Origin of the sequence: Pseudomonas sp. KD5, from assembly GCF_012932895.1 — a bacterium.
Taxonomy (GTDB): Bacteria; Pseudomonadota; Gammaproteobacteria; order Pseudomonadales; family Pseudomonadaceae; genus Aquipseudomonas.
On record NZ_JDWJ01000007.1, the window covers coordinates 59,541 to 83,028 of the forward strand.

Annotated in this window: 30 protein-coding genes; 19 read left to right on the forward strand and 11 right to left on the reverse strand. The window is 60.7% G+C overall.

Annotated features, from left to right (window positions below; translation table 11 throughout):
- Positions 1 to 36 precede the first annotated feature (36 nt).
- From AF70_RS16550 to pilG, 4 genes are read right to left on the reverse strand one after another with little or no spacing between them, the layout of a single operon-like run.
- A complete protein-coding gene (locus AF70_RS16550; protein ID WP_028939076.1) occupies positions 37 to 2,094 on the reverse strand; it encodes a methyl-accepting chemotaxis protein in 2,058 nt (685 codons plus the stop codon).
- A gap of 40 nt (positions 2,095 to 2,134) precedes the next feature.
- The gene (locus AF70_RS16555; protein WP_028939077.1) at positions 2,135 to 2,689 is read right to left on the reverse strand and encodes a chemotaxis protein CheW; all 555 of its coding nucleotides are present in this window, start codon (positions 2,687 to 2,689) and stop codon (positions 2,135 to 2,137) included.
- Positions 2,690 to 2,699: 10 nt separating this feature from the next.
- On the reverse strand, positions 2,700 to 3,065 hold the full coding sequence (gene pilH / locus AF70_RS16560) for a twitching motility response regulator PilH (RefSeq protein ID WP_019580623.1): 366 nt from the start codon (positions 3,063 to 3,065) through the stop codon (positions 2,700 to 2,702).
- A gap of 57 nt (positions 3,066 to 3,122) precedes the next feature.
- Positions 3,123 to 3,527 carry a twitching motility response regulator PilG gene (gene pilG, locus AF70_RS16565; RefSeq protein ID WP_007897954.1) on the reverse strand — a complete coding sequence of 135 codons (405 nt, stop codon included), beginning with the start codon at positions 3,525 to 3,527 and terminating at the stop codon, positions 3,123 to 3,125.
- 221 nt (positions 3,528 to 3,748) lie between these two features.
- Between pilG and gshB the strand changes: the two genes are divergently transcribed.
- The 7 genes from gshB (at position 3,749) to AF70_RS16600 (ending at position 9,727) form a co-directional block, all read left to right on the forward strand.
- On the forward strand, positions 3,749 to 4,702 hold the full coding sequence (gshB, locus tag AF70_RS16570) for a glutathione synthase (protein WP_019580622.1): 954 nt from the start codon (positions 3,749 to 3,751) through the stop codon (positions 4,700 to 4,702).
- 77 nt (positions 4,703 to 4,779) lie between these two features.
- A complete protein-coding gene (locus tag AF70_RS16575; RefSeq protein ID WP_026331823.1) occupies positions 4,780 to 5,679 on the forward strand; it encodes an energy transducer TonB in 900 nt (299 codons plus the stop codon).
- A gap of 127 nt (positions 5,680 to 5,806) precedes the next feature.
- Positions 5,807 to 6,379, forward strand: a complete 573-nt coding sequence (locus AF70_RS16580; protein ID WP_019650230.1) for a YqgE/AlgH family protein — start codon at positions 5,807 to 5,809, stop codon at positions 6,377 to 6,379.
- Positions 6,379 to 6,825, forward strand: coding sequence for a Holliday junction resolvase RuvX (gene ruvX, locus AF70_RS16585; RefSeq protein ID WP_019580620.1), 447 nt, complete (start codon positions 6,379 to 6,381; stop codon positions 6,823 to 6,825). Before AF70_RS16580 ends, ruvX begins: the two co-directional genes overlap by 1 nt.
- 98 nt (positions 6,826 to 6,923) lie before the next feature.
- Positions 6,924 to 7,427, forward strand: a complete 504-nt coding sequence (gene pyrR / locus AF70_RS16590; RefSeq protein ID WP_019580619.1) for a bifunctional pyr operon transcriptional regulator/uracil phosphoribosyltransferase PyrR — start codon at positions 6,924 to 6,926, stop codon at positions 7,425 to 7,427.
- Between the two features lie 27 nt (positions 7,428 to 7,454).
- Entirely contained in the window at positions 7,455 to 8,459 is a 1,005-nt protein-coding gene (locus tag AF70_RS16595) for an aspartate carbamoyltransferase catalytic subunit (protein ID WP_007939362.1), read from the forward strand.
- Positions 8,456 to 9,727 carry a dihydroorotase gene (locus AF70_RS16600; RefSeq protein WP_018928710.1) on the forward strand — a complete coding sequence of 424 codons (1,272 nt, stop codon included), beginning with the start codon at positions 8,456 to 8,458 and terminating at the stop codon, positions 9,725 to 9,727. Before AF70_RS16595 ends, AF70_RS16600 begins: the two co-directional genes overlap by 4 nt.
- Positions 9,728 to 9,764: 37 nt before the next feature.
- Here AF70_RS16600 and AF70_RS16605 read toward each other — a convergent pair whose 3' ends face one another.
- Complete coding sequence (locus AF70_RS16605) at positions 9,765 to 10,196, reverse strand: TM2 domain-containing protein (protein ID WP_018928709.1); 432 nt, start codon at positions 10,194 to 10,196, stop codon at positions 9,765 to 9,767.
- A 250-nt stretch (positions 10,197 to 10,446) separates the two neighbouring features.
- On the opposite strand from AF70_RS16605, the gene AF70_RS16610 reads away from it, so the two are divergent.
- The gene (locus AF70_RS16610) at positions 10,447 to 11,067 is read left to right on the forward strand and encodes a C40 family peptidase (protein WP_019580617.1); all 621 of its coding nucleotides are present in this window, start codon (positions 10,447 to 10,449) and stop codon (positions 11,065 to 11,067) included.
- A gap of 155 nt (positions 11,068 to 11,222) precedes the next feature.
- Here AF70_RS16610 and AF70_RS16615 read toward each other — a convergent pair whose 3' ends face one another.
- Positions 11,223 to 12,257: a type IV pilus twitching motility protein PilT gene (locus tag AF70_RS16615; protein WP_019580616.1), complete on the reverse strand. Its 1,035-nt coding sequence runs from the start codon at positions 12,255 to 12,257 to the stop codon at positions 11,223 to 11,225.
- A gap of 195 nt (positions 12,258 to 12,452) precedes the next feature.
- Between AF70_RS16615 and AF70_RS16620 the strand changes: the two genes are divergently transcribed.
- The 10 genes from AF70_RS16620 to AF70_RS16665 all read left to right on the forward strand — a co-directional run bounded on the left by AF70_RS16620 (position 12,453) and on the right by AF70_RS16665 (position 19,353).
- On the forward strand, positions 12,453 to 13,151 hold the full coding sequence (locus tag AF70_RS16620) for a YggS family pyridoxal phosphate-dependent enzyme (protein WP_019580615.1): 699 nt from the start codon (positions 12,453 to 12,455) through the stop codon (positions 13,149 to 13,151).
- Between the two features lie 34 nt (positions 13,152 to 13,185).
- A complete protein-coding gene (proC, locus tag AF70_RS16625; protein ID WP_028939078.1) occupies positions 13,186 to 14,004 on the forward strand; it encodes a pyrroline-5-carboxylate reductase in 819 nt (272 codons plus the stop codon).
- Between the two features lie 10 nt (positions 14,005 to 14,014).
- Entirely contained in the window at positions 14,015 to 14,605 is a 591-nt protein-coding gene (locus tag AF70_RS16630) for a YggT family protein (protein ID WP_019580613.1), read from the forward strand.
- A 4-nt stretch (positions 14,606 to 14,609) separates the two neighbouring features.
- Complete coding sequence (locus AF70_RS16635; RefSeq protein WP_028939079.1) at positions 14,610 to 14,903, forward strand: DUF167 domain-containing protein; 294 nt, start codon at positions 14,610 to 14,612, stop codon at positions 14,901 to 14,903.
- 96 nt (positions 14,904 to 14,999) lie between these two features.
- Positions 15,000 to 16,139, forward strand: a complete 1,140-nt coding sequence (locus tag AF70_RS16640; RefSeq protein WP_019580611.1) for a homoserine O-acetyltransferase — start codon at positions 15,000 to 15,002, stop codon at positions 16,137 to 16,139.
- A gap of 7 nt (positions 16,140 to 16,146) precedes the next feature.
- A complete protein-coding gene (metW, locus tag AF70_RS16645; protein ID WP_007939351.1) occupies positions 16,147 to 16,767 on the forward strand; it encodes a methionine biosynthesis protein MetW in 621 nt (206 codons plus the stop codon).
- Positions 16,768 to 16,793: 26 nt separating this feature from the next.
- Positions 16,794 to 17,228, forward strand: coding sequence for a DUF4426 domain-containing protein (locus tag AF70_RS16650; RefSeq protein WP_019580610.1), 435 nt, complete (start codon positions 16,794 to 16,796; stop codon positions 17,226 to 17,228).
- Positions 17,225 to 17,821, forward strand: a complete 597-nt coding sequence (rdgB, locus tag AF70_RS16655) for an RdgB/HAM1 family non-canonical purine NTP pyrophosphatase (RefSeq protein WP_007939349.1) — start codon at positions 17,225 to 17,227, stop codon at positions 17,819 to 17,821. Before AF70_RS16650 ends, rdgB begins: the two co-directional genes overlap by 4 nt.
- Positions 17,818 to 19,020 carry a radical SAM family heme chaperone HemW gene (gene hemW, locus AF70_RS16660; protein ID WP_028939080.1) on the forward strand — a complete coding sequence of 401 codons (1,203 nt, stop codon included), beginning with the start codon at positions 17,818 to 17,820 and terminating at the stop codon, positions 19,018 to 19,020. Before rdgB ends, hemW begins: the two co-directional genes overlap by 4 nt.
- Positions 19,021 to 19,029: 9 nt before the next feature.
- The gene (locus AF70_RS16665; RefSeq protein ID WP_018928699.1) at positions 19,030 to 19,353 is read left to right on the forward strand and encodes a DUF3392 domain-containing protein; all 324 of its coding nucleotides are present in this window, start codon (positions 19,030 to 19,032) and stop codon (positions 19,351 to 19,353) included.
- A 124-nt stretch (positions 19,354 to 19,477) separates the two neighbouring features.
- Here the strand turns inward: AF70_RS16665 and trmB are convergent, their stop codons facing one another.
- The 4 genes from trmB to AF70_RS16685 all read right to left on the reverse strand — a co-directional run bounded on the left by trmB (position 19,478) and on the right by AF70_RS16685 (position 21,733).
- Entirely contained in the window at positions 19,478 to 20,203 is a 726-nt protein-coding gene (trmB, locus tag AF70_RS16670; RefSeq protein ID WP_018928698.1) for a tRNA (guanosine(46)-N7)-methyltransferase TrmB, read from the reverse strand.
- A 9-nt stretch (positions 20,204 to 20,212) separates the two neighbouring features.
- Positions 20,213 to 21,007, reverse strand: coding sequence for a thiazole synthase (locus tag AF70_RS16675; protein ID WP_007939343.1), 795 nt, complete (start codon positions 21,005 to 21,007; stop codon positions 20,213 to 20,215).
- 63 nt (positions 21,008 to 21,070) lie between these two features.
- The gene (thiS, locus tag AF70_RS16680; RefSeq protein ID WP_007897898.1) at positions 21,071 to 21,271 is read right to left on the reverse strand and encodes a sulfur carrier protein ThiS; all 201 of its coding nucleotides are present in this window, start codon (positions 21,269 to 21,271) and stop codon (positions 21,071 to 21,073) included.
- A 90-nt stretch (positions 21,272 to 21,361) separates the two neighbouring features.
- On the reverse strand, positions 21,362 to 21,733 hold the full coding sequence (locus AF70_RS16685) for a DUF423 domain-containing protein (protein WP_019580607.1): 372 nt from the start codon (positions 21,731 to 21,733) through the stop codon (positions 21,362 to 21,364).
- A 74-nt stretch (positions 21,734 to 21,807) separates the two neighbouring features.
- Here AF70_RS16685 and mtgA point away from each other — a divergent pair, with 74 nt between their 5' ends.
- Positions 21,808 to 22,530, forward strand: a complete 723-nt coding sequence (mtgA, locus tag AF70_RS16690; RefSeq protein WP_019580606.1) for a monofunctional biosynthetic peptidoglycan transglycosylase — start codon at positions 21,808 to 21,810, stop codon at positions 22,528 to 22,530.
- 99 nt (positions 22,531 to 22,629) lie between these two features.
- Here the strand turns inward: mtgA and rpoH are convergent, their stop codons facing one another.
- The gene (gene rpoH, locus AF70_RS16695; RefSeq protein ID WP_007897890.1) at positions 22,630 to 23,484 is read right to left on the reverse strand and encodes an RNA polymerase sigma factor RpoH; all 855 of its coding nucleotides are present in this window, start codon (positions 23,482 to 23,484) and stop codon (positions 22,630 to 22,632) included.
- Positions 23,485 to 23,488 lie beyond the last annotated feature (4 nt).

The window sequence follows — 23,488 nt, forward strand, 5'->3', positions numbered from 1 at the left end:
AACTACTCCAATCAAATGCATACGCCCTGAGGCGGTTCAAGCGTTGTCCGCAGCTTGCGCAGGCTTGGCCGGCAAGGTGAAACCGGACACCGAACGCCGCAGCTGGCTGGCCATTTTCGCCAGGTTGCCAATGCTCTCGGCGGTGGCGGTGGAGCCAGACGAGGTCTGCGTGGTGATCTGCTGGATCACGTTCATCGTCAGGGAAATCTGGCCGGCCGAAGACGTCTGTTGCTGCGCGGCGTTGGAAATACTCTGGATCAGTGCCGCGAGGGTCTTCGATACGCCTTCGATTTCTTCCAGGGCCACTCCGGCATCCTGCGCCAGACGCGCGCCACGCACCACTTCGGTGGTGGTCTGCTCCATGGAAATCACCGCTTCGTTGGTGTCGGTCTGAATTGCCCGCACCAGCGTTTCGATCTGCCGGGTCGCCGCGGACGAGCGCTCGGCCAGCCGCTGTACTTCGTCGGCCACCACCGCAAAACCGCGCCCGGCGTCACCGGCCATGGACGCCTGAATAGCCGCGTTGAGGGCGAGGATGTTGGTCTGATCGGCAATGTCATCGATCAAGCTGACAATGTCGCCGATTTCCTGAGAAGACTCACCGAGGCGCTTGATGCGCTTGGCGGTGTCCTGAATCTGTTCGCGAATATTGTCCATGCCGTGGATGGTGTTGTGCACCACTTCGTTGCCCTTGTTGGCAATTTCCACCGAGCGCTCGGCCACCGCTGAGGATTCGGCGGCATTGGCCGAGACCTGATCGATGGACTTGGCCATGTCGTTGATCGCCATGGAGGCTTCGGAAATCTGCTGCGCCTGATGCTCCGAGGCCTGGGCCAGGTGCATCGCGGTGGCCTGGGTTTCCTGCACGGCGGCGGCGACCTGGCCGGCGGTGAGGTTGATAGTCGCCACCAGATCGCGCAGTTGGTCGACGGAATAGTTGATCGAGTCGGCGATGGTCCCGGTGAAGTCTTCGGTCACCGAGGCGGTCACGGTCAGGTCACCGTCGGCCAGGTCTTCAATTTCGTCCAGCAGGCGCATGATCGCGCTCTGATTGCGCTCGTTCTTCTCAGCGGTTTCACGCAACTGACGGTTGGTTTCGCGCACCATCACCAAGCCAATGAGGATGATCGACATCAACGCGAGCAAACCCAGCACGTAGCCGCCGATGGTATCGGTGTTGCGCCCGCCGGCGAGGTTTTCGAAACGGCTGGCCAAGTGCGAAGCTTCATCGAGCAGGGTTTGCGACAGGGTAAAAATGTTGCTGGCCGATTCGCGGACCTTGAACAGCTCCGGCGAGGTTTCGAGGATTTCGTCCACCGAGCCCGACACGAATTCAAATAGCTCGGAAATCTCGGTCAACCGGGCACGGGCATCGCGGTCTTCGACCTGGCTGATTTTCTGGGCCGCATTGCCTTGAAGCATGCCGTTGAGTACCTGGCCGAAACGCGCCGCGTCGCGACCGAAGGCGTCGGCGGCCTGCTGCGAATTTTCGTCGCCGGACAGCACGGTGTTCACTGCACCGAGAATCCGCTCGGCCAGCAGCGACTGACGCTGGGCCATCGCCACCTGAGCGGCCGGGGCGCCACGTTGCAGGAGGGTTTCGACGACCTTTTCATACTCGACCTGCAACTGCGGCACGGTTTCGGCCAGGGTCGCGGCAACTTGATGCAACGACAATACAGTCTGTTCGCTGGAGAGAATGGCGTCGGTGTTTTTCAGCAGCCGCTCCCAATCCAGCTGCACCGCGCGCATTTCCGGGCGCACGGTGGACGGTGCCGGCGGCAGGCCGGTGGAGGGATCACCTTTTTTCAGATAGCCCCAACGCAGGGCGAAGTCGTTGCGCGCATCACTGAGCAACTTGAACGCCGCAGCCTTGCCGGCGGCGGCTTCGGTGGCATTCTTGGCAATGCGTTGCGACAGCACGCGCAGCTCACCGGCGTGACCGATGTACTGTTTGTCGTAATTCGCCTGGGTGTTGAGGTACGCGAAGTTGGCGAACAGCAGCATGATGAAGATGATCAGTGCGATGAACAGCACAATGATCTGCGACCGGCTGCGCGACCCTTCCGGCGTACCTGCGTTTGCTTTAATCATCGGTCCTCGCCTGTCCTGCCCAATTCAACCTACGCCCCGGCTATAGCGCTACATTTATGAAACCTTGCGACTGCGCCAACGCAAACGGGCTGAACACCTGCCAATTCTGCTCACGCTGAAAGCGGCCTTTGACGAACGGCGCAATCGGCCCCTGCAGCTCGTCCATGGGCACCGGCTCCAGGCTGTCCTGGGCAAAGTGCTGCAAGCCGAAGACCTCATCGACCAGCAACCCGGCGAACACGTCGTTGTGCTCCACCACCAGTATCCGCCGCTGCTTGCGCAGGGCCGACAGTTCATGGCCGGCCTCATAACCATAAAAGAAGCCGTACACATCCATGATCGGCAGCAGCCGCCCACGCAGGTTCGCTACGCCCTTGACCCAGGGCTTGACCCCCGGCATTTGAGTAACGCGCGGTTCGTGCAGGACTTCGCTGACTTCGCCCATGGGCGCGACGTACCCGTGCTCGCCCAAGCGAAAACCGATGCCGCTCCAGCTGTCCTGTCGAGTCGGCTGGGACGGCAGGTCCGCCGCCAGCAGACGACAACGCTGATCAATCTGCAGCAGCAATTCGAAGGCCGTCAGCGACTCGGTCATGGCCGGACGATCAACCGGCCAGCACGTTGTTCAGCGTCTTGATCAGGGTGTCTTCATCGACCGGTTTGGTCAGGTAGTCCTTGGCGCCCTGGCGCGTGCCCCAGACTTTGTCGGTTTCCTGATCCTTGGTGGTGATGATGATCACCGGGATGTGTGCGGTTTCCGAGTCTTTGGTCAGCTGACGGGTCGCCTGGAAACCGTTGAGGCCGGGCATGACGATGTCCATCAGCACCGCGTCGGGTTTTTCCTGGCGGGCCAGGGCCACGCCGTCGGCGCCGTTTTCGGCTTTCAACACTTCATGACCGTGCTTTTCGAGCATGCCGGTCAGTTTGTACATTTCGGTCGGCGAATCATCGACGATCAGAATACGTGCCATGGTCTTCCCCATTCTTGTCGACGCAAGGCCCACTGGCCGAGCGTCACTGTGCGTGTCCTACTGCGGCGAAACGACAGCAAAGCCCGGTACGTGGGCCTGAATCGCGTTCAGCAGTTCTTCCTTGCTGAAAGGCTTGGTCAAAAACTGGTCGGAGCCGACGATCCGCCCCTTGGCCTTGTCGAACAACCCGTCCCTGGACGACAGCATAATCACTGGCGTGGACTTGAACGCACTGTTGTTCTTGATCAACGCGCAGGTCTGATAGCCATCCAGACGCGGCATCATGATGTCGACAAAGATGATGCCTGGGTGATTGTCGGCAATCTTGGCCAGGGCATCGAAACCATCGATTGCGGTGATGACTTCACAGCCCACGTTTTTCAACAGCGTTTCGGCGGTGCGACGAATCGTTTTCGAATCATCGATCACCATGACCTTCAAGGCGCTGGAATGCTGTTCCATAGGGGCTCACCGTCGCCTTTGTGAATCATTTTGTCCGTTTGCGGCCCGAAACCCTTGATACTCAAGGGCCAAGACGGCATGGCAGCCTTTTTAGCACAGTCTCCCCGTCCAATCTATCGGGTGACCTGTGCGGTGGTTTTTCCTTGACCGGGAACCCACTCAGCGCCACTCTGACGCCACTTTTTCATCGCACTTTCCACCCCAATTTCGAGGAAAACCCCATGAGCATTCGCGTCGGGATTGTCATGGATCCTATCGCCAGCATCTCCTATAAAAAGGATAGCTCGCTGGCCATGCTGCTGGCCGCGCAAAAGCGTGGCTGGGAACTGTTCTATATGGAACAGCGCGATTTGTATCAGGCCGAGGGCCAGGCGCGCGCGCGGATGCGTCCGCTGAAAGTCTTCGCCGACCCGCACAAGTGGTTCGAGCTGGGCGCCGAATCCGACGCACTGCTGAGCGACCTGGACGTGATTCTGATGCGCAAGGATCCGCCGTTCGACATGGAGTTCGTCTACTCCACTTACCTGCTGGAGCAAGCCGAGAACGCCGGCGTGCTGGTGGTCAACAAGCCGCAAAGCCTGCGTGACTGCAACGAGAAGCTGTTCGCCACGCTGTTCCCGCAGTGCACGCCGCCGACCATCGTCAGCCGTCGCCCGGACGTGTTGCGTGAATTCGCCGACCATCACGGTGACGTGATCCTCAAGCCGCTGGACGGCATGGGCGGTTCGTCGATCTTCCGTCACACCGCGGGCCACCCGAACCTGTCGGTGATCCTCGAAACCCTGACCCTGCATGGCAAGCAGCAGATCATGATCCAGGGCTACCTGCCGGCGATCGTTGATGGCGACAAGCGCATCCTGATGATCGACGGCGAGCCTGTGGATTATTGCCTGGCGCGGATTCCGGCAGCAGGCGAAACCCGTGGCAACCTCGCCGCCGGTGGCCGTGGCGAAGCCCGACCGCTGACCGAGAAAGATCGCTGGATCGCCGCGCAAGTCGGCCCGACCCTGCGCGAGAAGGGCTTGCTGTTCGTCGGTCTCGACGTGATCGGTGAGCACCTGACCGAAATCAACGTCACCAGCCCGACCTGCATTCGCGAGATCGATAATGCGTTCGGCACCGACATTGGTGGCCAGTTGATGGATGCCATCGATCAGAAGCTCAAGGCTCGTTGATCGAGAACAGCCAAGAAACAACCAACATTGCGTTATCATCGCCGGCCTGTAAAAAACGCGATGTTGGTTTTCTTGTCATGACACTCCCGTCCGATCTGCCCGCTGAACTCGCCCATCGTGGCGTGCGCCCGGCCGATCGCCTCGGTTTTACCCTGTTTCTCGCGGCGCTGATTCACCTGGCCTTGCTGTTGGGCGTCGGGTTCACCATGGTCGAACCCAAGCAAATCAGCAAAACCCTGGAAATCACCCTCGCCACCTTCAAAAGCGAAACCAAGCCGAAAAAAGCCGATTTCCTCGCTCAAGAGAATCAGCAAGGCAGCGGCACCCTGGATAAAAAGGCCATTCCCAAGACCACCGAGGTCGCGCCCTTCCAGGACAACAAGGTGCAGACGGTCACTCCGCCGCCAACCGCTAAACCCCAAGTGCAGGAAGCCGCACCCAAGGCCGCCGTGACGACTGTCGCGCCGAAGCCGAAAAAAGCCGCGACCAAGCAGGAAGACGTCAAGACCGAGACCAAGCCCAAGGTCGAAGCACCGACCTTCGACAGCTCACAGCTGTCCAGCGACATCGCCAGCCTGGAAGCAGAACTGGCCAATGAACAACAGCTGTACGCCAAGCGCCCGCGCATCCACCGCTTGAGCGCCGCGTCGACCATGCGCGACAAGGGTGCCTGGTACAAGGATGAATGGCGCAAGAAGGTCGAGCGCATCGGCAACCTCAACTACCCCGACGAGGCCCGACGCAAACAGATTTATGGCAATTTGCGCCTGATGGTCTCGATCAACCGCGACGGCTCGCTGTATGAAGTGTTGGTGCTGGAATCGTCCGGCCAACCGCTGCTGGATCAAGCGGCGCAGCGCATCGTGCGGCTGGCCGCGCCGTTCGCACCGTTTACCGGGGATCTGTCGGACATCGACCGCCTGGAAATCATCCGCACCTGGAGGTTTGCGCGCGGGGACCGGTTGTCCAGTAATTAGCCGGAAGATTTGCAGTGATTGAGCCGATACCTTCGCAGGCAAGCCCGGATCAAAAAGACACCTGCACAGGCATTTCCTGTGCATCCTCAGCTTGTCAGTTCGCCCCTCCAACGCCACACTAGCGCTCATGAAGAACGTCAGCCCCAGCTACCTCAAGCATCACTTCCTGATCGCCATGCCTCACATGGCCGACCCGAACTTTGCGCACACCTTGACCTACATCGTCGAGCACACGGCCAATGGTGCCATGGGGCTGGTGGTCAACCGTCCGCAGGACCTGAACCTGGCCGATATCCTCGAGCAATTGCGCCCCGATATCGAACCGCCAGTGCTCTGCCAGCACGTACCGATCTTTATCGGCGGCCCGGTGCAAACCGATCGCGGCTTTGTCCTGCACCCGTCGGGAAAAACCTATCAGGCTACCGTTGATCTGGATGGCGAGTTGTCGCTGTCGACCTCCCAGGACGTGCTGTTCGCCATTGCCGATGGCGTCGGTCCCGCGAAAAGTGTGATCACCCTCGGCTATGCCGGTTGGGAAGCCGGGCAACTGGAAGCCGAACTGGCCGACAACGCCTGGCTGACTTGCCCGTTCCATGCCGACATCCTGTTCAACACCAGCAGCGAGTTACGTCTCGAAGCGGCGGCCAAGCACCTGGGTATCAACCTCAGCCTGCTCACCAGCCAGGCGGGGCACGCCTGATGGCCCTGCGGCTGATTCTGGGTTTCGACTATGGCACCAAGCAGATCGGCGTTGCGGTCGGCCAGGTGATTACCGGCCAGGCCCGCGAGCTGTGCACCTTAAAGGCACAAAATGGCATTCCCGACTGGAATCAGGTCGAAGCCCTGATCAAAGAGTGGAAACCCGACGCCGTGGTGGTCGGCCTGCCGCTGAACATGGACGGCACGCCAAGCGACATGTGCCTGCGGGCCGAAAAATTCGCCCGGCGCCTGAACGGCCGCTACAACCTGCCCTTCTATACTCACGACGAACGCCTGACCACCTTCGAAGCCAAAGGCGAACGCCTGGTCCGTGGCGGCCAGAAGGGCAGTTACCGCGACAACCCGGTCGATGCCATCGCCGCCGCCCTGCTGCTGCAAGGCTGGCTCGACGAAAACACCGCACTGTTCGAATCCTCCAGCAACTGATTCTGAAGAGTCGCTACGGCGGCTCCCTTAGCTACAACCCGAGCCCTACCCACGCGCCATACCCACAAAGCGGGCTCGGGACCAAGAAGGAGCAAACCATGAGCCTGCCTAATCCCGCCGAACTGATCAGCCAGATGGCGATCCGTCTCAAGGCTTACCTGGAAAACCGTGGCATCAGCGAACCGCGTTATATCGGTATTCGGACCGGTGGCATCTGGGTCGCTCAGGCGTTGCTCAAGGAGTTGGGCAGCGACGCGCCGCTGGGCACCCTTGATGTGTCCTTCTACCGCGACGACTTCAGCCAGAGCGGCCTACACCCGCAAGTGCGTCCTTCGGCGCTGCCATTCGAGATCGAAGGCCAGCACCTGGTGCTGATCGACGACGTGTTGATGAGCGGTCGGACCATCCGCGCCGCGATGAACGAACTGTTCGACTACGGTCGCCCGGCCAGCGTGACGCTGGTGTGCCTGCTGGACCTGGACGCCGCTGAGCTGCCGATCCGCCCGAATGTCGTCGGCGCGACCCTGTCACTGGCGGCCCACGAACGGGTGAAGCTGTCCGGTCCGGAACTCAAGCTCGAACTGCAAGACCTCGCCCTTTAATTCGCCCTATTGAGAGTCCCCCTCGCGATGACGCCTCTAGAAACCAAGCGCCCGCTGCAGCTCAATGATCAGGGCCAGCTGCGCCACTTCCTCTCGCTCGACGGTTTGCGCCGCGAGCTGCTGACGGAAATCCTCGACACCGCCGACTCGTTCCTCGAAGTCGGCGCCCGGGCGGTGAAGAAAGTCCCGTTGTTGCGCGGCAAGACCGTGTGCAATGTGTTCTTCGAGAACTCCACCCGCACCCGCACCACCTTCGAACTGGCGGCCCAGCGGCTGTCGGCCGACGTGATCACCCTGAACGTGTCCACGTCATCGGCGAGCAAGGGCGAAACCCTGCTCGACACCCTGCGCAACCTCGAAGCCATGGCCGCCGACATGTTCGTCGTGCGTCACGGTGATTCTGGCGCGGCGCACTTCATTGCCGAACATGTCTGCCCGCAAGTGGCGATCATCAACGGTGGCGACGGCCGTCACGCGCACCCGACCCAGGGCATGCTCGACATGCTCACCATTCGTCGGCACAAGGGTGGCTTCGAAAACCTCTCGGTGGCCATCGTCGGCGACATCCTGCACTCGCGGGTAGCACGCTCGAACATGCTGGCCCTGAAAACCCTCGGCTGCCCGGACATCCGCGTGATCGCGCCGAAAACCCTGCTGCCGATCGGCATCGAGCAATACGGTGTGAAGGTCTACACCGACATGACCGAAGGCCTGAAAGACGTCGACGTGGTGATCATGCTGCGCTTGCAGCGTGAGCGCATGACCGGCGGCCTGCTGCCGAGTGAAGGCGAGTTCTACCGCCTGTTCGGCCTGACCACCGCGCGCCTGGCCGGTGCCAAACCCGATGCCATCGTGATGCACCCTGGGCCGATCAATCGTGGGGTGGAGATTGAGTCGGCGGTGGCCGACGGTCCGCACTCGGTGATTCTCAACCAAGTGACCTACGGCATCGCGATTCGTATGGCCGTGCTGTCCATGGCCATGAGCGGGCAAACAGCCCAGCGCCAATTCGAGCAGGAGAACGCCCAGTGAAGCTCAGCATTCTCGGCGCACGCGTTATCGATCCGGCCAGCGGCCTGGATCAAGTGACTGACATCCATGTTGAAGCCTGCAAGATCGTCGCCCTTGGCGCCGCTCCGGCCGGTTTTGTTGCCGTCGACACCATCGACGCCAAGGGCCTGGTGGCCGCCCCGGGCCTGGTTGACCTGAACGTTGCCCTGCGCGAGCCGGGCTACAGCCGCAAAGGCTCGATCGCCAGCGAAACCCGCGCAGCTGCCGCCGGCGGCGTGACCAGCCTGTGCTGCCCGCCGAAAACCAAACCGGTGCTGGACACCTCGGCCGTGGCCGAATTGATCCTCGACCGTGCTCGTGAGGCCGGCAACACCAAAGTTTTCCCGATCGGCGCCCTGAGCAAAGGCCTGGACGGCGAGCAGCTTGCAGAGCTCGTAGCCTTGCGCGATGCCGGCTGCGTGGCCTTCGGCAATGGCCTGGAGAGCTTCCGCAACACCCGCACCCTGTGCCGGGCGCTGGAGTACGCGGCGACGTTCGACCTGACGGTGATTTTCAACTCGCAGGATCACGACTTGGCCGAAGGTGGCCTGGCCCATGAAGGCCCGACCGCAAGCTTCCTCGGTCTGCCGGGCATTCCGGAAACCGCCGAAACCGTGGCCCTGGCCCGGGATCTGCTGCTGGTCGAGCAAAGCGGCGTACGTGCGCACTTCAGCCAGCTCACCAGCGCGCGCGGCGTAGCGCTGATCGCTCAGGCCCAGGCTCGCGGGCTGAAGGTCACGGCGGATGTGGCGTTGTATCAACTGATCCTCACCGACGAAGCGCTGATCGACTTCAGCAGCCTCTATCACGTCCAGCCGCCGCTGCGCACCCGCGCCGACCGCGACGGCCTGCGGGCAGCGGTGAAGTCCGGTGTGGTATCCGCCATCTCCAGCCATCACCAGCCCCATGAGCGCGACGCCAAGCTGGCACCGTTCGGCGCGACCGAACCGGGCATCAGCAGCGTTGAACTGCTGCTGCCGCTGGCGATGACCTTGGTGGAAGACGGTTTGCTCGACCTGCCGACGCTGTTGGCACGCCTGAGTGCCGGCCCTGCCGAGGCGTTGCGCCTGCCGGCAGGGAAATTGGCAGTAGGAGGCGCGGCAGACATCGTGCTGTTTGACCCGACGGCCTCGACCGTGGCCGGTGAAACCTGGCTGTCCAAGGGCGAAAACTGCCCGTTCATTGGCCACAGCCTGCCGGGCGTGGTGCGTTATACCCTGGTGGATGGGCGGATCAGCCACCAGGCGTAAAACCCTGTTGCGAGGGAGCTTGCTCCCTCGCCACTACTTACTGGAAGGCGCCTCTGTTCTGCGCGTTACGAATTGAAATCTGATCGTTCAGCGTCCAGAAGTCATACAACACCCCTAGAAAGAACAACCCGCCCGTGACCAGGTACAGCAACCCGCTGATCCACTTCCCCTGATACATCCGGTGTACGCCGAATACCCCAAGGAACGTCAGCAGAATCCACGCGACGTTGTATTCGATGGGGCCGGCGGTAAAGCGCAGGTCTGCTTCACGATCCATGGCCGGAATCAGGAACACGTCGATCAACCAGCCAATACCCAGCAAGCCCAAGGTCAAAAACCAGATCGTCCCGGTCACCGGCTTGCCGTAATAGAAGCGGTGAGCCCCGGTAAAACCGAAAATCCACAGCAGGTAACCAATCACTTTGCTGTGCGTGTCTTGTTGTGAAACGGGTTGTCGATAGGTGTTCATGGATGGCCTCGATTCACGCGATAGAGAAATATTCTTGAATTCTTTGTGACTTTTTTACAGGCAGCCGACATACGGCGAATGCTACCTTGGGTCCCGTCAAAGCCTTGTAACACCTGACTTGTGTCCGACAATTGCGCCAAATTGCCGCTTATTTGGTTCCGTTGACCCCAAGGTTGAATCGACCAACGGCCTCGGAAGGGACAAAAAAGCTGTTATAAAGTTGCGCGCTAACCCATACGAGCCTTGCCTAATGCGTCCATTTTTCAAGACATGGCTAACCATTTGCCTATTATTGCCTCTGGCCGCCCACGCCACCAATCGTGAGCAACGTCTTCCGAACGTTAATGGTTACACCCCAAAATCCCATGTTTCTGCTCCTTCGAGCAAAAACCAACAAACAGTTAAGCGTTCCACCCAACTGAGCAGCGCCAACGGCAAGCTGGTCCCGCCGATGGCGACCAAGGAAAGCAGCAACGTGTTGAGCCGCGCGGTAAACGTGCTCGGCACACCTTATCGTTGGGGTGGCAGCAGCCCAAGTAAAGGGTTCGATTGCAGCGGCCTGGTGAAATACGCGTTCAACGACGCCACCTTCGACCTGCCACGCACCTCCAATGCCATGGCCAGCGGTCACGGTGAGAAAGTCGATCGCAACGAACTGAAGCCAGGCGACCTGATCTTCTTCAACATCAAGAGCCGCCGGGTCAATCATGTGGCCATCTACCTGGGCAACGACCGCTTCATCCACGCACCACGCCGTGGCAAGTCGGTCAGCATCGACACCCTGAAGAAGCCGTACTGGGATAACCACTACGTGGTTGCCAAGCGGGTTCTGCCGAAAGAACCGAATCAACTGCGCGTCGTACAGCGCTGATCCGATTGTGGCGAGGGGGCTTGCCCCCGTTGGGCCGCGGAGCGGCCCCAAAACCTGCCACCAAGCGTTACTAGAAAGACCGCATCGCCCGAGTTTGCGACTGCTTCGCAGCCGAACGGGGGCAAGCCCCCTCGCCACAGGTCGCGCTCCAACCCTCAGAAATTATCCGGCGACCGCGCCTTCTCCCGCGCATGCTCGCGACTGATCACGCCCTTGGTCACGAGATCCTTCAGGCACATATCCAGCGTCTGCATCCCCAGCGACCCTCCGGTCTGAATCGACGAGTACATCTGCGCCACCTTGTCTTCACGGATCAAGTTACGGATCGCCGAGGTGCCGAGCATGATTTCGTGTGCGGCAACCCGCCCGCCACCGACTTTCTTGATCAGTGTCTGGGACACCACCGCCAGCAACGACTCGGAGAGCATCGAGCGCACCATCGATTTCTCGTCACCCGGAAACACGTCCACCACCCGGTCGATGGTTTTCGCCGCCGAGGTGGTGTGCAGCGTACCGAATACCAGATGGCCGGTCTCGGCAGCGGTCAATGCCAGCCGAATAGTCTCCAGGTCACGCATTTCCCCCACCAGAATCACGTCCGGGTCTTCACGCAGGGCCGAGCGCAAGGCCGTGGCAAAGCTGCGGGTGTCGCGATGGACTTCACGCTGATTGATCAGGCATTTGCGCGATTCGTGGACGAACTCGATGGGGTCTTCGATGGTAAGGATGTGGTGATGGCGATGGTTGTTCAGGTAATCGATCATCGCTGCCAGCGTGGTGGACTTGCCGGAACCGGTGGGGCCGGTCACCAGTACCAGGCCTCGGGGGGACTCGGTAATCTTGCGAAACACGTCCCCCATACCCAAGTCGTCCATGCTCAGGACCTTCGACGGAATGGTCCGGAACACCGCGCCCGCGCCACGATTCTGGTTGAAGGCGTTGACCCGGAAACGCGCCACGCCGGGCACTTCGAAGGAAAAGTCGGTTTCAAGATGCTTCTCGAAGTCCACCCGCTGGAGGTCGTTCATGATGTCGTAGATCAGCTCATGCACCTCCTTGTGGTCCAGGGCCGGCAAGTTGATGCGTCGCACATCGCCATCGACACGGATCATCGGTGGCAGGCCGGCGGACAGGTGCAGGTCGGACGCGCCTTGTTTGGCGCTGAAAGCCAGCAGCTCAGTGATATCCATAGCGCTCCTCAATTCCAGTAGAATGCCGCGAACCTTCAGACCGCTGGCGCCTAATCCTCGCCTGAAAAGTCGCCGAGCGATGATCAGGCAAGGCAAAAGTCGGCGAAGAAGCGGAGTTGACGTCAGTCAATGAGCATTCTGAGTCGACTTTTAACGCCGCATGATCGAGTGTAGGCACTTTTCAGGCAGGATTTGATGTCCACGATAGCAGACAACATTGCTCAGGTTAGTTCACGCATCCAGGCAGCAGCCAAAGCCGCCCACCGCGATGAGAACAGCATCCAGCTATTGGCCGTGAGCAAAACCAAGCCCGCCGAGGCCCTGCGTGAAGCCTATGCCGCCGGGATCCGCGACTTTGGCGAAAACTACCTGCAGGAAGCCTTGGGCAAACAGCTCGAGTTGGCCGACCTGCCCTTGATCTGGCACTTCATCGGCCCCATTCAATCGAACAAGACTCGTGCTATCGCCGAGCACTTCGACTGGGTGCACTCCGTGGATCGTTTGAAAATCGCACAACGCCTGTCCGAACAGCGCCCTGCCGATTTGCCGCCCTTGAACATCTGCATCCAGGTCAACGTCAGTGGTGAAGCCAGCAAATCCGGCTGCACCCCGGCTGACCTGCCCGCCCTGGCCAATGCCATCAGTGCGCTGCCGCGTTTGAAATTGCGCGGGCTGATGGCGATTCCCGAGCCGACTGAAGATCGCGCCGCCCAGGATGCCGCCTTTGCTGCCGTGCGCGACTTAATCAAAAGCATGCAAGCCAGCCTGAACCTGCCACTCGACACACTTTCCATGGGCATGAGCCACGACCTCGAGTCGGCCATTGCCATGGGCGCCACTTGGGTCCGCATCGGTACGGCCCTGTTTGGCGCCCGCGATTACAGTCGACCATGAACATGGCTGACTCACCTCTCTATAAGGACCTGACATGAGCAAGACTCGTATTGCCTTTATCGGAGCCGGCAACATGGCCGCCAGCCTGATCGGCGGCCTGCGCGCCAAAGGTCTGGACGCCGCGCAGATCCGCGCCAGCGATCCGGGCGAAGAAACCCGTGCCCGCGTGAAAGCCGAACACGGCATCGAAGTGTTTGCCGACAACGCCCAAGCCATAGAGGGCGTGGACGTGGTCGTACTGGCGGTCAAACCCCAGGCGATGAAAGTCGTTTGCGAAGCCATTCGCCCAAGCCTCAAGCCGAACCAGCTGGTGGTGTCGATTGCGGCCGGCATCACCTGCGCCAGCATGAACAACTGGCTGGGTGCCCAGCCGATTGTGCGCTGCATGCCCAACACCCCGGCTCTGCTGCGCCAGGGTGTGAGTGGCTTGTATGCCACGGCCCAAGTGAGCGCCGAGCAACGCCAGCAGGCCCAAGAACTGCTGTCGGCGGTCGGCATTGCTTTGTGGCTGGACGAAGAACAGCAACTGGACGCGGTCACTGCCGTTTCCGGCTCCGGCCCTGCGTATTTCTTCCTGCTGATCGAAGCCATGACCGCTGCTGGCGTAAAGCTCGGCCTGCCACCCGAAATTGCTGCACAACTGACCGTGCAAACCGCGCTGGGCGCTGCACACATGGCAGTCGCCAGCGATGTCGACGCGGCTGAACTGCGTCGCCGCGTGACCTCGCCTGCGGGCACCACCGAAGCGGCGATCAAATCGTTCCAGGCTGGCGGCTTCGAAGCCCTGGTGGAAAAAGCACTCGGCGCCGCCGCGCACCGCTCGGCCGAGATGGCCGAACAACTGGGCAAATAAGGAGCCTTACATGATTGGATTGAACACTGCAGCGATTTACGTGCTGCAAACCCTCGGCAGTCTGTACCTGCTGATCGTGCTGCTGCGGTTCGTGCTGCAACTGGTGCGCGCAAACTTCTACAACCCGCTGTGCCAGTTCGCCGTGAAAGCCACCCAGCCACTGCTCAAGCCACTGCGCCGGATCATCCCGAGCCTGTTCGGCCTGGACATGTCCTCGCTGGTGCTGGCAATCCTCGTGCAACTGGCGTTGATGGCCCTGACCCTGCTGCTGACCTTCGGCACCACCGGTAACCCGCTGCAATTGCTGATCTGGTCGCTGATCGGCGTAACGGCGCTGTTCCTGAATATCTTCTTCTATGCCCTGATCATCAGCGTGATCCTGTCCTGGGTCGCGCCGGGCAGCCACAACCCCGGCGCCGAGCTGGTGAACCAGATCTGCGAGCCGGCCCTGGCGCCGTTCCGCAAGATTCTGCCAAACCTCGGCGGCCTGGATATCTCGCCGATCCTGGCGTTCATGGTGCTCAAGCTGATCGACATGCTGGTGATCAACAACCTCGCGGCCTTGACCATGATGCCGCAAATCCTGCGCCTGCTGATCTGATCCGGTGAGCTACTTTCGCTGGGACGGTGATGACCTGATTCTGGAATGTCACCTGCAACCTGCGGCCCGCAGCGATGATTTCGCCGGGCTGCACGGTGATCGCCTGAAGATCCGCCTGACCGCACCGCCTGTCGAAGGCAAGGCCAACGCGTATCTGATGGCGTTTCTGGCCAAGGCGTTCGGGGTTTCCAAGAGTCAGGTCAGCTTGATCAGCGGAGAGCTGAACCGGCAGAAGCGGGTGCGGATCTGTTCGCCGAAGAAGCTGCCGGATTTGCCGAATCTGGTGCGCCCGGCCTGACCTCAATGTGGCGAGGGAAAATCAGGCCCGGCCTTTGCTTGCCGCTAGCCACAGCGGTCTTTAGACTTACGCCTCATTTCAATGAGAGCAGGGTCGATGCCAGCTGCCTTCCCCCCCGATTCTGTTGGTCTGGTGACGCCGCAAGTGGCGCACTTCAGTGAACCCCTGGCCTTGGCCTGTGGCCGTTCGCTGCCCGCTTATGACCTGATCTATGAAACCTACGGCACGCTGAACGCCACGGCGAGCAATGCCGTGCTGATCTGCCACGCCTTGTCCGGTCACCATCACGCCGCCGGCTTCCACAGCCCCGACGACCGCAAACCCGGTTGGTGGGACAGCTGCATCGGCCCCGGCAAACCGATCGACACCAACAAGTTCTTCGTGGTCAGCCTGAACAATCTTGGCGGTTGCAACGGTTCCACCGGCCCCAGCAGCATCAATCCGGAAACCGGCAAGCCGTTCGGCGCCGATTTCCCGGTATTGACCGTGGAAGACTGGGTACACAGCCAGGCGCGTCTCGCCGACCTGCTCGGCATCGGCCAATGGGCGGCGGTAATCGGCGGCAGTCTGGGCGGCATGCAGGCCTTGCAGTGGACCATCACCTATCCGGATCGCGTGCGGCACTGCCTGGCGATCGCCTCGGCGCCGAAACTGTCGGCTCAGAACATCGCGTTCAACGAAGTCGCACGTCAGGCGATTCTTACCGACCCGGAGTTCCACGGCGGTTCGTTCCAGGAATACGGGGTGATCCCCAAGCGCGGGCTGATGCTGGCGCGAATGGTCGGGCACATCACGTACCTGTCCGATGACTCCATGGGCGAAAAATTCGGTCGCGGCCTGAAGAGCGAAAAGCTCAACTACGACTTCCACAGTGTCGAGTTCCAGGTCGAAAGCTACCTGCGCTATCAAGGCGAGGAGTTTTCCGGACGTTTCGACGCCAACACCTATCTGCTGATGACCAAGGCGCTGGATTACTTCGATCCGGCGGCGAACTTCGACGATGACCTGGCGAAAACCTTCGAAGGCGCGAAAGCCAAGTTCTGCGTGATGTCCTTCACCACCGACTGGCGTTTCTCCCCTGCCCGCTCGCGGGAGCTGGTGGACGCGCTGATGGCGGCCAGGAAAGACGTCTGCTACCTGGAGATCGACGCTCCGCAAGGCCACGATGCCTTCCTGATTCCGATCCCGCGTTACTTGCAGGCCTTCAGCAATTACATGAACCGCATATCGCTTTGAGGAAGACATGAGAGCCGATCTGGAAATCATCCAGGAATGGATCCCCGCCGGCAGCCGCGTGCTCGACCTCGGCTGCGGTGATGGCGAGCTGCTGACCTGGCTGCGTGACCACAAGCAGGTCACCGGCTATGGCCTGGAAAACGACCCGGACAACATTGCCGAGTGCGTCGCCAAAGGCATCAACGTCATCGAGCAGGACCTGGACAAAGGCCTGGGCAACTTTGCCAGCAACAGTTTCGACATCGTGGTCATGACCCAGGCCCTGCAAGCCGTGCATTACCCGGACAAGATCCTCGACGAAATGCTGCGGGTCGGTCGCCAGTGCATCATCACCTTCCCCAACTTCGGTCACTGGCGCTGCCGCTGGTACCTGGCGAGCAAGGGCCGGATGCCGGTTTCGGAATTTCTGCCGTACACCTGGTACAACACGCCAAACATTCACTTCTGCACCTTCGAAGACTTTGAAGCGCTGTGTCGCGAACGTGAAGCCAAGGTCATTGATCGACTTGCCGTGGATCAACAGCATCGACACGGGTGGGCCAGTAAGCTATGGCCTAATCTGTTAGGTGAGATCGGTATCTATCGCGTCAGCAGCCCCGGTCTGCCGGACCACAAGGTCGCGGTCTGAATCACGACACTTCGAGGAGAACGATCATGGGTCGTCTAGCGCTGTTTGTACTTACTGCCTGCCTGAGCGTCACCGCCATGGCCGCCGACGTCATCAAAGGTGAGCGCCAGGAAACCTTTGGCGACGTGACGGTGCACTACAACACCTTCAACTCGACCTTCCTGACACCGGACATTGCCAAAGCGGCTGAGCTGACTCGCAGTAAAAACCTGGGCGTGATCAACATTTCGGTACTCAAGGACGGCAAACCGCAAACGGCGCAAGTCAGCGGGACGGTCAAAGACCTGACCAGCCAAAGCGTCCCGTTGAAGTTCAAACAGATCACCGAAACAGGCGCGGTCTACTACATCGCCCAGTACCCGGTGCCACAGCAGGAAATCCGCACCTTTGAAATCAAGGTGCAGACCGGCGACAAAATCAACACCATCAATTTCAACCAAGAGCTCTTCCCCGGCGAATGATCAATTTCACGCAACTCGTATTGGCCAGCCATAACGCCGGCAAACTCAAGGAACTCCAGGCCATGCTCGGCGAATCGGTGCACTTGCGATCGATCGGCGAGTTCAGCAGCGTCGAGCCTGAAGAAACCGGCCTGTCGTTCGTCGAAAACGCCATTCTCAAGGCCCGCAACGCCTCGCGCATTTCCGGCCTGCCGGCCTTGGCCGACGATTCGGGGCTGGCGGTGGATTTCCTCGGCGGCGCGCCGGGTATCTATTCGGCCCGTTATGCTGATGGCAAGGGCGATGCGGCGAACAACGCCAAACTGCTCGACGTCATGAAAGACGTGCCACAAGCGGAGCGCGGCGCGCAATTCGTCTGCGTGTTGGCGCTGGTGCGTCATGCCGACGATCCGTTGCCAATCCTCTGCGAAGGCCTGTGGCATGGGCGCATCCTGACCCAGGCCAGCGGTGAGCACGGTTTTGGCTACGATCCGCTGTTCTGGGTGCCAGAACGCGAGTGCTCCAGCGCCGAGCTTAAGCCCAGCGACAAGAACCAGATCAGTCACCGCGCCCGTGCAATGGATCTGCTGCGCCAGCGTCTGGGCTTGAAATGACCATTGAATCATCCGCGTCGCCGCTGATCTTCGGCGGCGCGCAATCGCCTCGGGCCGCTTTGCCTGTGCTGCCGCCCCTGGCGCTGTACATCCACATCCCGTGGTGTGTACGCAAATGCCCTTATTGCGACTTCAACTCCCACACCGCCAGCCCGGTGCTGCCGGAACAAGAGTATGTGGATGCCTTGCTCGCCGACCTCGATCAGGACCTGCATGCGGTCTATGGCCGCGAGCTGAGCTCGATCTTCTTCGGCGGCGGCACACCGAGCCTGTTCAGCGCCGAGGCGTTGGGCCGTTTGCTCAAGGGTGTCGAGCAACGCATTGCGTTTGCCAGCGACATAGAAATCACCCTGGAAGCCAACCCAGGAACGTTCGAACAGGAGAAATTCCGCGCTTACCGGGCGCTGGGCATCAATCGCCTGTCGATCGGTATCCAGAGCTTTCAGGAAGAAAAACTCAAGGTGCTGGGGCGGATCCACAACGGCGACGAAGCCGTGCGCGCCGCCGGCATGGCGCGCCAGGCTGGCTTCGACAACTTCAATCTGGACCTGATGCACGGTTTGCCCGATCAGACGCTGGACGATGCCCTGAGCGACCTGCGCCAGGCCATTGCTCTGAAGCCGACGCACCTGTCCTGGTATCAGCTGACCCTGGAACCGAACACGGTGTTCTGGAACCAGCCGCCGACGCTGCCGGAAGATGACGCCCTGTGGGACATTCAAGAGGCCGGCCAGGCGCTGTTGGCCGAGCACGGTTACGCGCAGTACGAAGTCTCGGCCTATGCCCAGCCCGGCCGTCCGGCGCGGCATAACCTCAATTACTGGAGTTTCGGCGACTTCATCGGCATCGGCGCCGGTGCCCACGGCAAGCTCAGCCATCCGGACGGGCGCATCGTACGCACCTGGAAGACTCGCCTGCCGAAGGATTACCTCAATCCAGCCAAAAGCTTCAAGGCTGGCGAGAAAGCGCTGACCAACGAAGAACTGCCGTTCGAGTTCCTGATGAACGCCTTGCGCCTGACCGAGGGTGTCGAAGCGCGGTTGTATCCGGAGCGCACCGGGATGCCCCTGGAAAGCCTTGCCGAAGGCCGCCGAGAGGCCGAACAAAGTGGCTTGTTGCAGGTCGAACCGTCACGTCTGGCAGCCACGATGCGCGGACAACTCTTTCTCAATGACTTGCTGCAGACTTTTCTGACATAAGGAAATCGAATGGATCTGGTACTCGACCTGCTCGCCACCGTGTCCCGCTGGAGCCGTAGCAACCTGTCGGAAATCTCTCTGGCACTGGTGGGCTGCCTGCTCGTGCTGTTTGGCGCCGACCTCAAGGGCTGGGTCGACCAACGCCTGGGCAGCATCGCCGGCGCCTTGCGCATCCCGCTGATGGCCCTGCTGTGCATGGTCGGCAGCGGCGTAGCGCTGATCTATGCCACGCCATGGATCATCAAAGGCCTGAGCCAGTTCAACAACTACAGCCTGGCGCCGGTGTTGTTGGTGGTGCTGGTGCTGATCGGGGTTGTGGCAGACCGTCGCTAAGCCGGGCACAACACAAATCCCGTAGGAGCGAGGCTTGCCCGCGAAGGGGACGCCGCGGTGTAACTGATACACCGTGTCATCGTTCTTCGCGGGCAAGCCTCGCTCCTACGGGATTTCAGGTCGGTCAGCTCTGTTTTTCGAACTTCAGATCCCACACGCCATGCCCAAGACGTTCGCCGCGGCGTTCGAACTTGGTGATCGGGCGTTCGGCCGGGCGCGGGACGCACTTGCCGTCTTCGGCGAGGTTGCGATAGCCCGGGGCGACGTTCATCACTTCCAGCATGTACTCGGCGTAAGGCTCCCAGTCGGTGGCCATGTGCAACACACCGCCGACCTTCAACTTGCTGCGCACCAGTTCAGCGAACGATGCCTGAACGATACGACGCTTGTGGTGACGGCTCTTGTGCCACGGATCCGGGAAAAACAGCATCAGGCGGTCGAGGCTGTTGTCGGCGATGCAACGGTTGAGCACTTCGATCGCATCGCAATCGTAGACACGCAGGTTGGTCAGGCCCTGAGTCAGCACGCCATTGAGCAGCGCGCCGACACCCGGACGGTGAACTTCAACGCCAATGAAATCCTGCTCCGGCGAAGCCGCGGCCATTTCCAGCAGCGAATGGCCCATGCCGAAACCGATTTCCAACGAGCGCGGCGCCGAACGGCCGAACACCTGATCGAAATCCACCGGCGCATCGGCCAGGGGCAGTACGAACAGCGGAGCGCCCTGCTCCAGGCCGCGTTGCTGGCCTTCGGTCATGCGCCCGGCGCGCATCACGAAACTCTTGATACGGCGGTGTTGGCGCTCTTCGCCTTCTTCCTGCTGGATAGGCGTGTCGTTTGATTCAGTCATCAATGGCTCTTACTTGATCAGACCATCCAGCGGCGAGGAGGCGCTGGCATAGAGTTTTTTCGGCATGCGCCCGGCGAGGTAGGCCAGACGACCTGCCACGATGGCGTGTTTCATGGCTTCAGCCATCATGATCGGCTGCTGGGCATGGGCGATGGCCGAGTTCATCAGCACCGCTTCACAGCCCAGCTCCATGGCGATGGTGGCGTCGGAGGCAGTACCGACACCGGCATCCACCAGCACCGGGATTTTCGCCTCTTCGAGGATGATCTGCAGGTTGTACGGGTTGCAGATCCCCAGGCCCGAGCCGATCAGACCAGCCAGCGGCATGACCGCGATACAGCCAATTTCCGCCAGTTGACGGGCAATGATCGGATCATCGCTGGTGTACACCATCACGTCGAAGCCTTCCTTGACCAGCACTTCGGCGGCCTTGAGGGTTTCGATCACGTTGGGGAACAGGGTTTTCTGATCCGCCAACACTTCCAGCTTCACCAGGTTGTGGCCGTCGAGCAGCTCACGGGCCAGGCGGCAGGTGCGCACGGCTTCAATGGCGTCGTAGCAACCGGCAGTGTTCGGCAGGAAGGTGTAGCGATCCGGCGACAGGACTTCGAGCAGGTTCGGTTCGCCCGGGTTCTGGCCGAGGTTGGTCCGGCGCACGGCGAAGGTGACGATCTCGGCACCCGAAGCCTCGATGGCCAGGCGGGTTTCTTCCATGTCACGGTACTTGCCGGTGCCTACCAGCAAACGCGACTGGTAAGTACGACCGGCCAGGACGAAGGGCTTGTCGCTACGAACGATGCTCATGGGAAATCCTCTGTTGGGGTGAGGTTCTTGCACAATGATTCTGTGGCCGCTCGGGCCAGACGGCTAGCCGCCGCCGATGGCGTGTACCACTTCGACCGAGTCGCCGTCGTTCAGCGTGGTTTCAGCGTGCTGGCTGCGCGGGACGATATCCAGATTGAGCTCGACCGCCACCCGGCGCCCGGTCAGTTCCAGACGGGTCAGCAGGGCCGCAACGGTTTCACCGTCGGGCAGTTCAAGGGATTCGCCGTTCAACTGAATGCGCATGCCGAATGCCGCCATCATTTTTAGGGGCTGGCATTCTAGCCCGATCAGACTTGGCGACCCAAGCCATTCGTCACGAAATGGACTGCGTGGTCAGCTCAGCCGCCAGGCGGCAAGCCCCAGGCAAACCCAGCCGACCAGAAACGCGAGACCGCCGAACGGTGTAACGATCCCGAGCTTGCTGACGCCGGTCATCGTCAGCAGGTACAGGCTGCCGGAAAACAACACAATGCCGAGAGCAAAAGACGCGCCGGCCCAGGTAATCAGACGACCGGGAATCTGCGTGGCCAGCAGCGCCACACCCAGCAACGCCAGGGTATGCACCAGTTGATAAGTGACGCCCGTGTGGAAAATCGCCAAATACTCAGGCGTCAGGCGGTTTTTCAGGCCGTGGGCAGCGAATGCGCCCAAGGCAACGCCGGTGAATCCGAAGAAAGCGGCAAGCATCAGAAAGCCACGCAGCATGAAGAACTCCAGTCAGACTCGATCAGCAGGGTCTGTATAATGGCCGGCTCAACGGGTTCGGCCAAGCCATCTCTATGCTGCAGTTAATTTTCCGTCGTTTCACAAAGGCCCTGCTCTGGTTCGCGGCCGGCAGTGTTTTGCTGGTTCTGCTGTTTCGGGTGGTGCCGCCACCAGGAACGGCACTGATGGTCGAGCGCAAGATCGAATCCTGGGTCGACGGCGAGCCGATCGATCTGCAACGCACCTGGAAACCCTGGGATGAAATCTCCGACGACCTGAAAGTCGCGGTGATTGCCGGCGAAGACCAGAAGTTTCCCGAGCATTGGGGCTTTGATTTCAGTGCGATTCAGGCGGCGTTTGCACATAACGAGCGCGGCGGCTCGATTCGCGGCGCCAGCACCCTGAGCCAGCAAGTGTCGAAAAACCTGTTTCTGTGGTCTGGCCGCAGCTGGCTGCGTAAAGGCCTGGAAGCCTGGTTTACCGGATTGATCGAAGTGTTCTGGCCCAAGCAGCGGATTCTTGAGGTATACCTCAATAGCGTCGAGTGGGATGAAGGCGTGTTCGGCGCCGAAGCGGCGGCCCGGCATCACTTTGGCGTGGGCGCTGGTTCGCTGTCCCGGCAGCAGGCAAGTTTGCTGGCCGCGGTACTGCCGAACCCGCGGGTGTGGAGTGCCAGCCATCCGACTTCTTACGTTGCAAGGCGGGCCGGGTGGATTCGCCAGCAGATGAATCAGCTGGGCGGGGACAGCTATCTGGTCGGCCTCAACGATTCCCGCCGGGCGCCATGGGCTCAATGACACCGAAGATCCCACAAGGTCGACGCTAAACCGGAAATTGGGCAGAAACAAAAACGCCCCGATCAATGATCGGGGCGTTTTTTATTGCCGTTGCCGCAGTTACGCAGCGATCGACAACTTGAGCTTGTTCATCGCGCTCTTCTCGAGCTGACGAATACGCTCGGCCGACACGTTGTACTTCTGCGCCAGGTCGTGCAGCGTGGCTTTTTCTTCTGCCAGCCAGCGCTGGTAGAGGATGTCGCGGCTGCGGTCGTCCAGCACTTCAAGCGCTTCGTGCAGGTTGTGGTTGGAGTTGTCGCTCCAGTCGGCGTCTTCCAGTTGACGAGCCGGATCGTACCGGTGGTCTTCCAGGTAGTTGGCCGGCGATTGGAAGGCACTGTCGTCGTCCGCTTCCGCGGCCGGGTCGAAGGCCATGTCATGGCCGGTCAGGCGACTTTCCATCTCGCGCACTTCCCGCGGCTCTACACCGAGGCTTTCCGCCACACGATGGACTTCCTCGTTGTTCAGCCAGGCCAGACGTTTCTTCTGGCTGCGCAGGTTGAAGAACAGCTTGCGCTGAGCCTTGGTGGTCGCGACTTTGACGATCCGCCAGTTGCGCAGGATGAACTCGTGGATTTCCGCCTTGATCCAGTGCACCGCAAAGGACACCAGGCGCACACCCATTTCCGGGTTGAAACGCTTGACCGCTTTCATCAGGCCGACGTTGCCTTCCTGGATCAGGTCAGCCTGGGCCAGGCCGTAACCGGAATAGCTACGGGCAATGTGTACGACAAAACGCAGGTGGGCGAGCACCATCTGCCGAGCCGCCCCCAAATCCTGCTCATAATAGAGACTCTCGGCCAGTTCACGCTCCTGCTCCGGCGTCAGCAATGGAATGCTGTTCACCGTGTGCACATAGGCCTCCAGGTTCGCACCCGGGACCAGAGCATATGCAGGCTGCAAAGAATTGGTCATACGA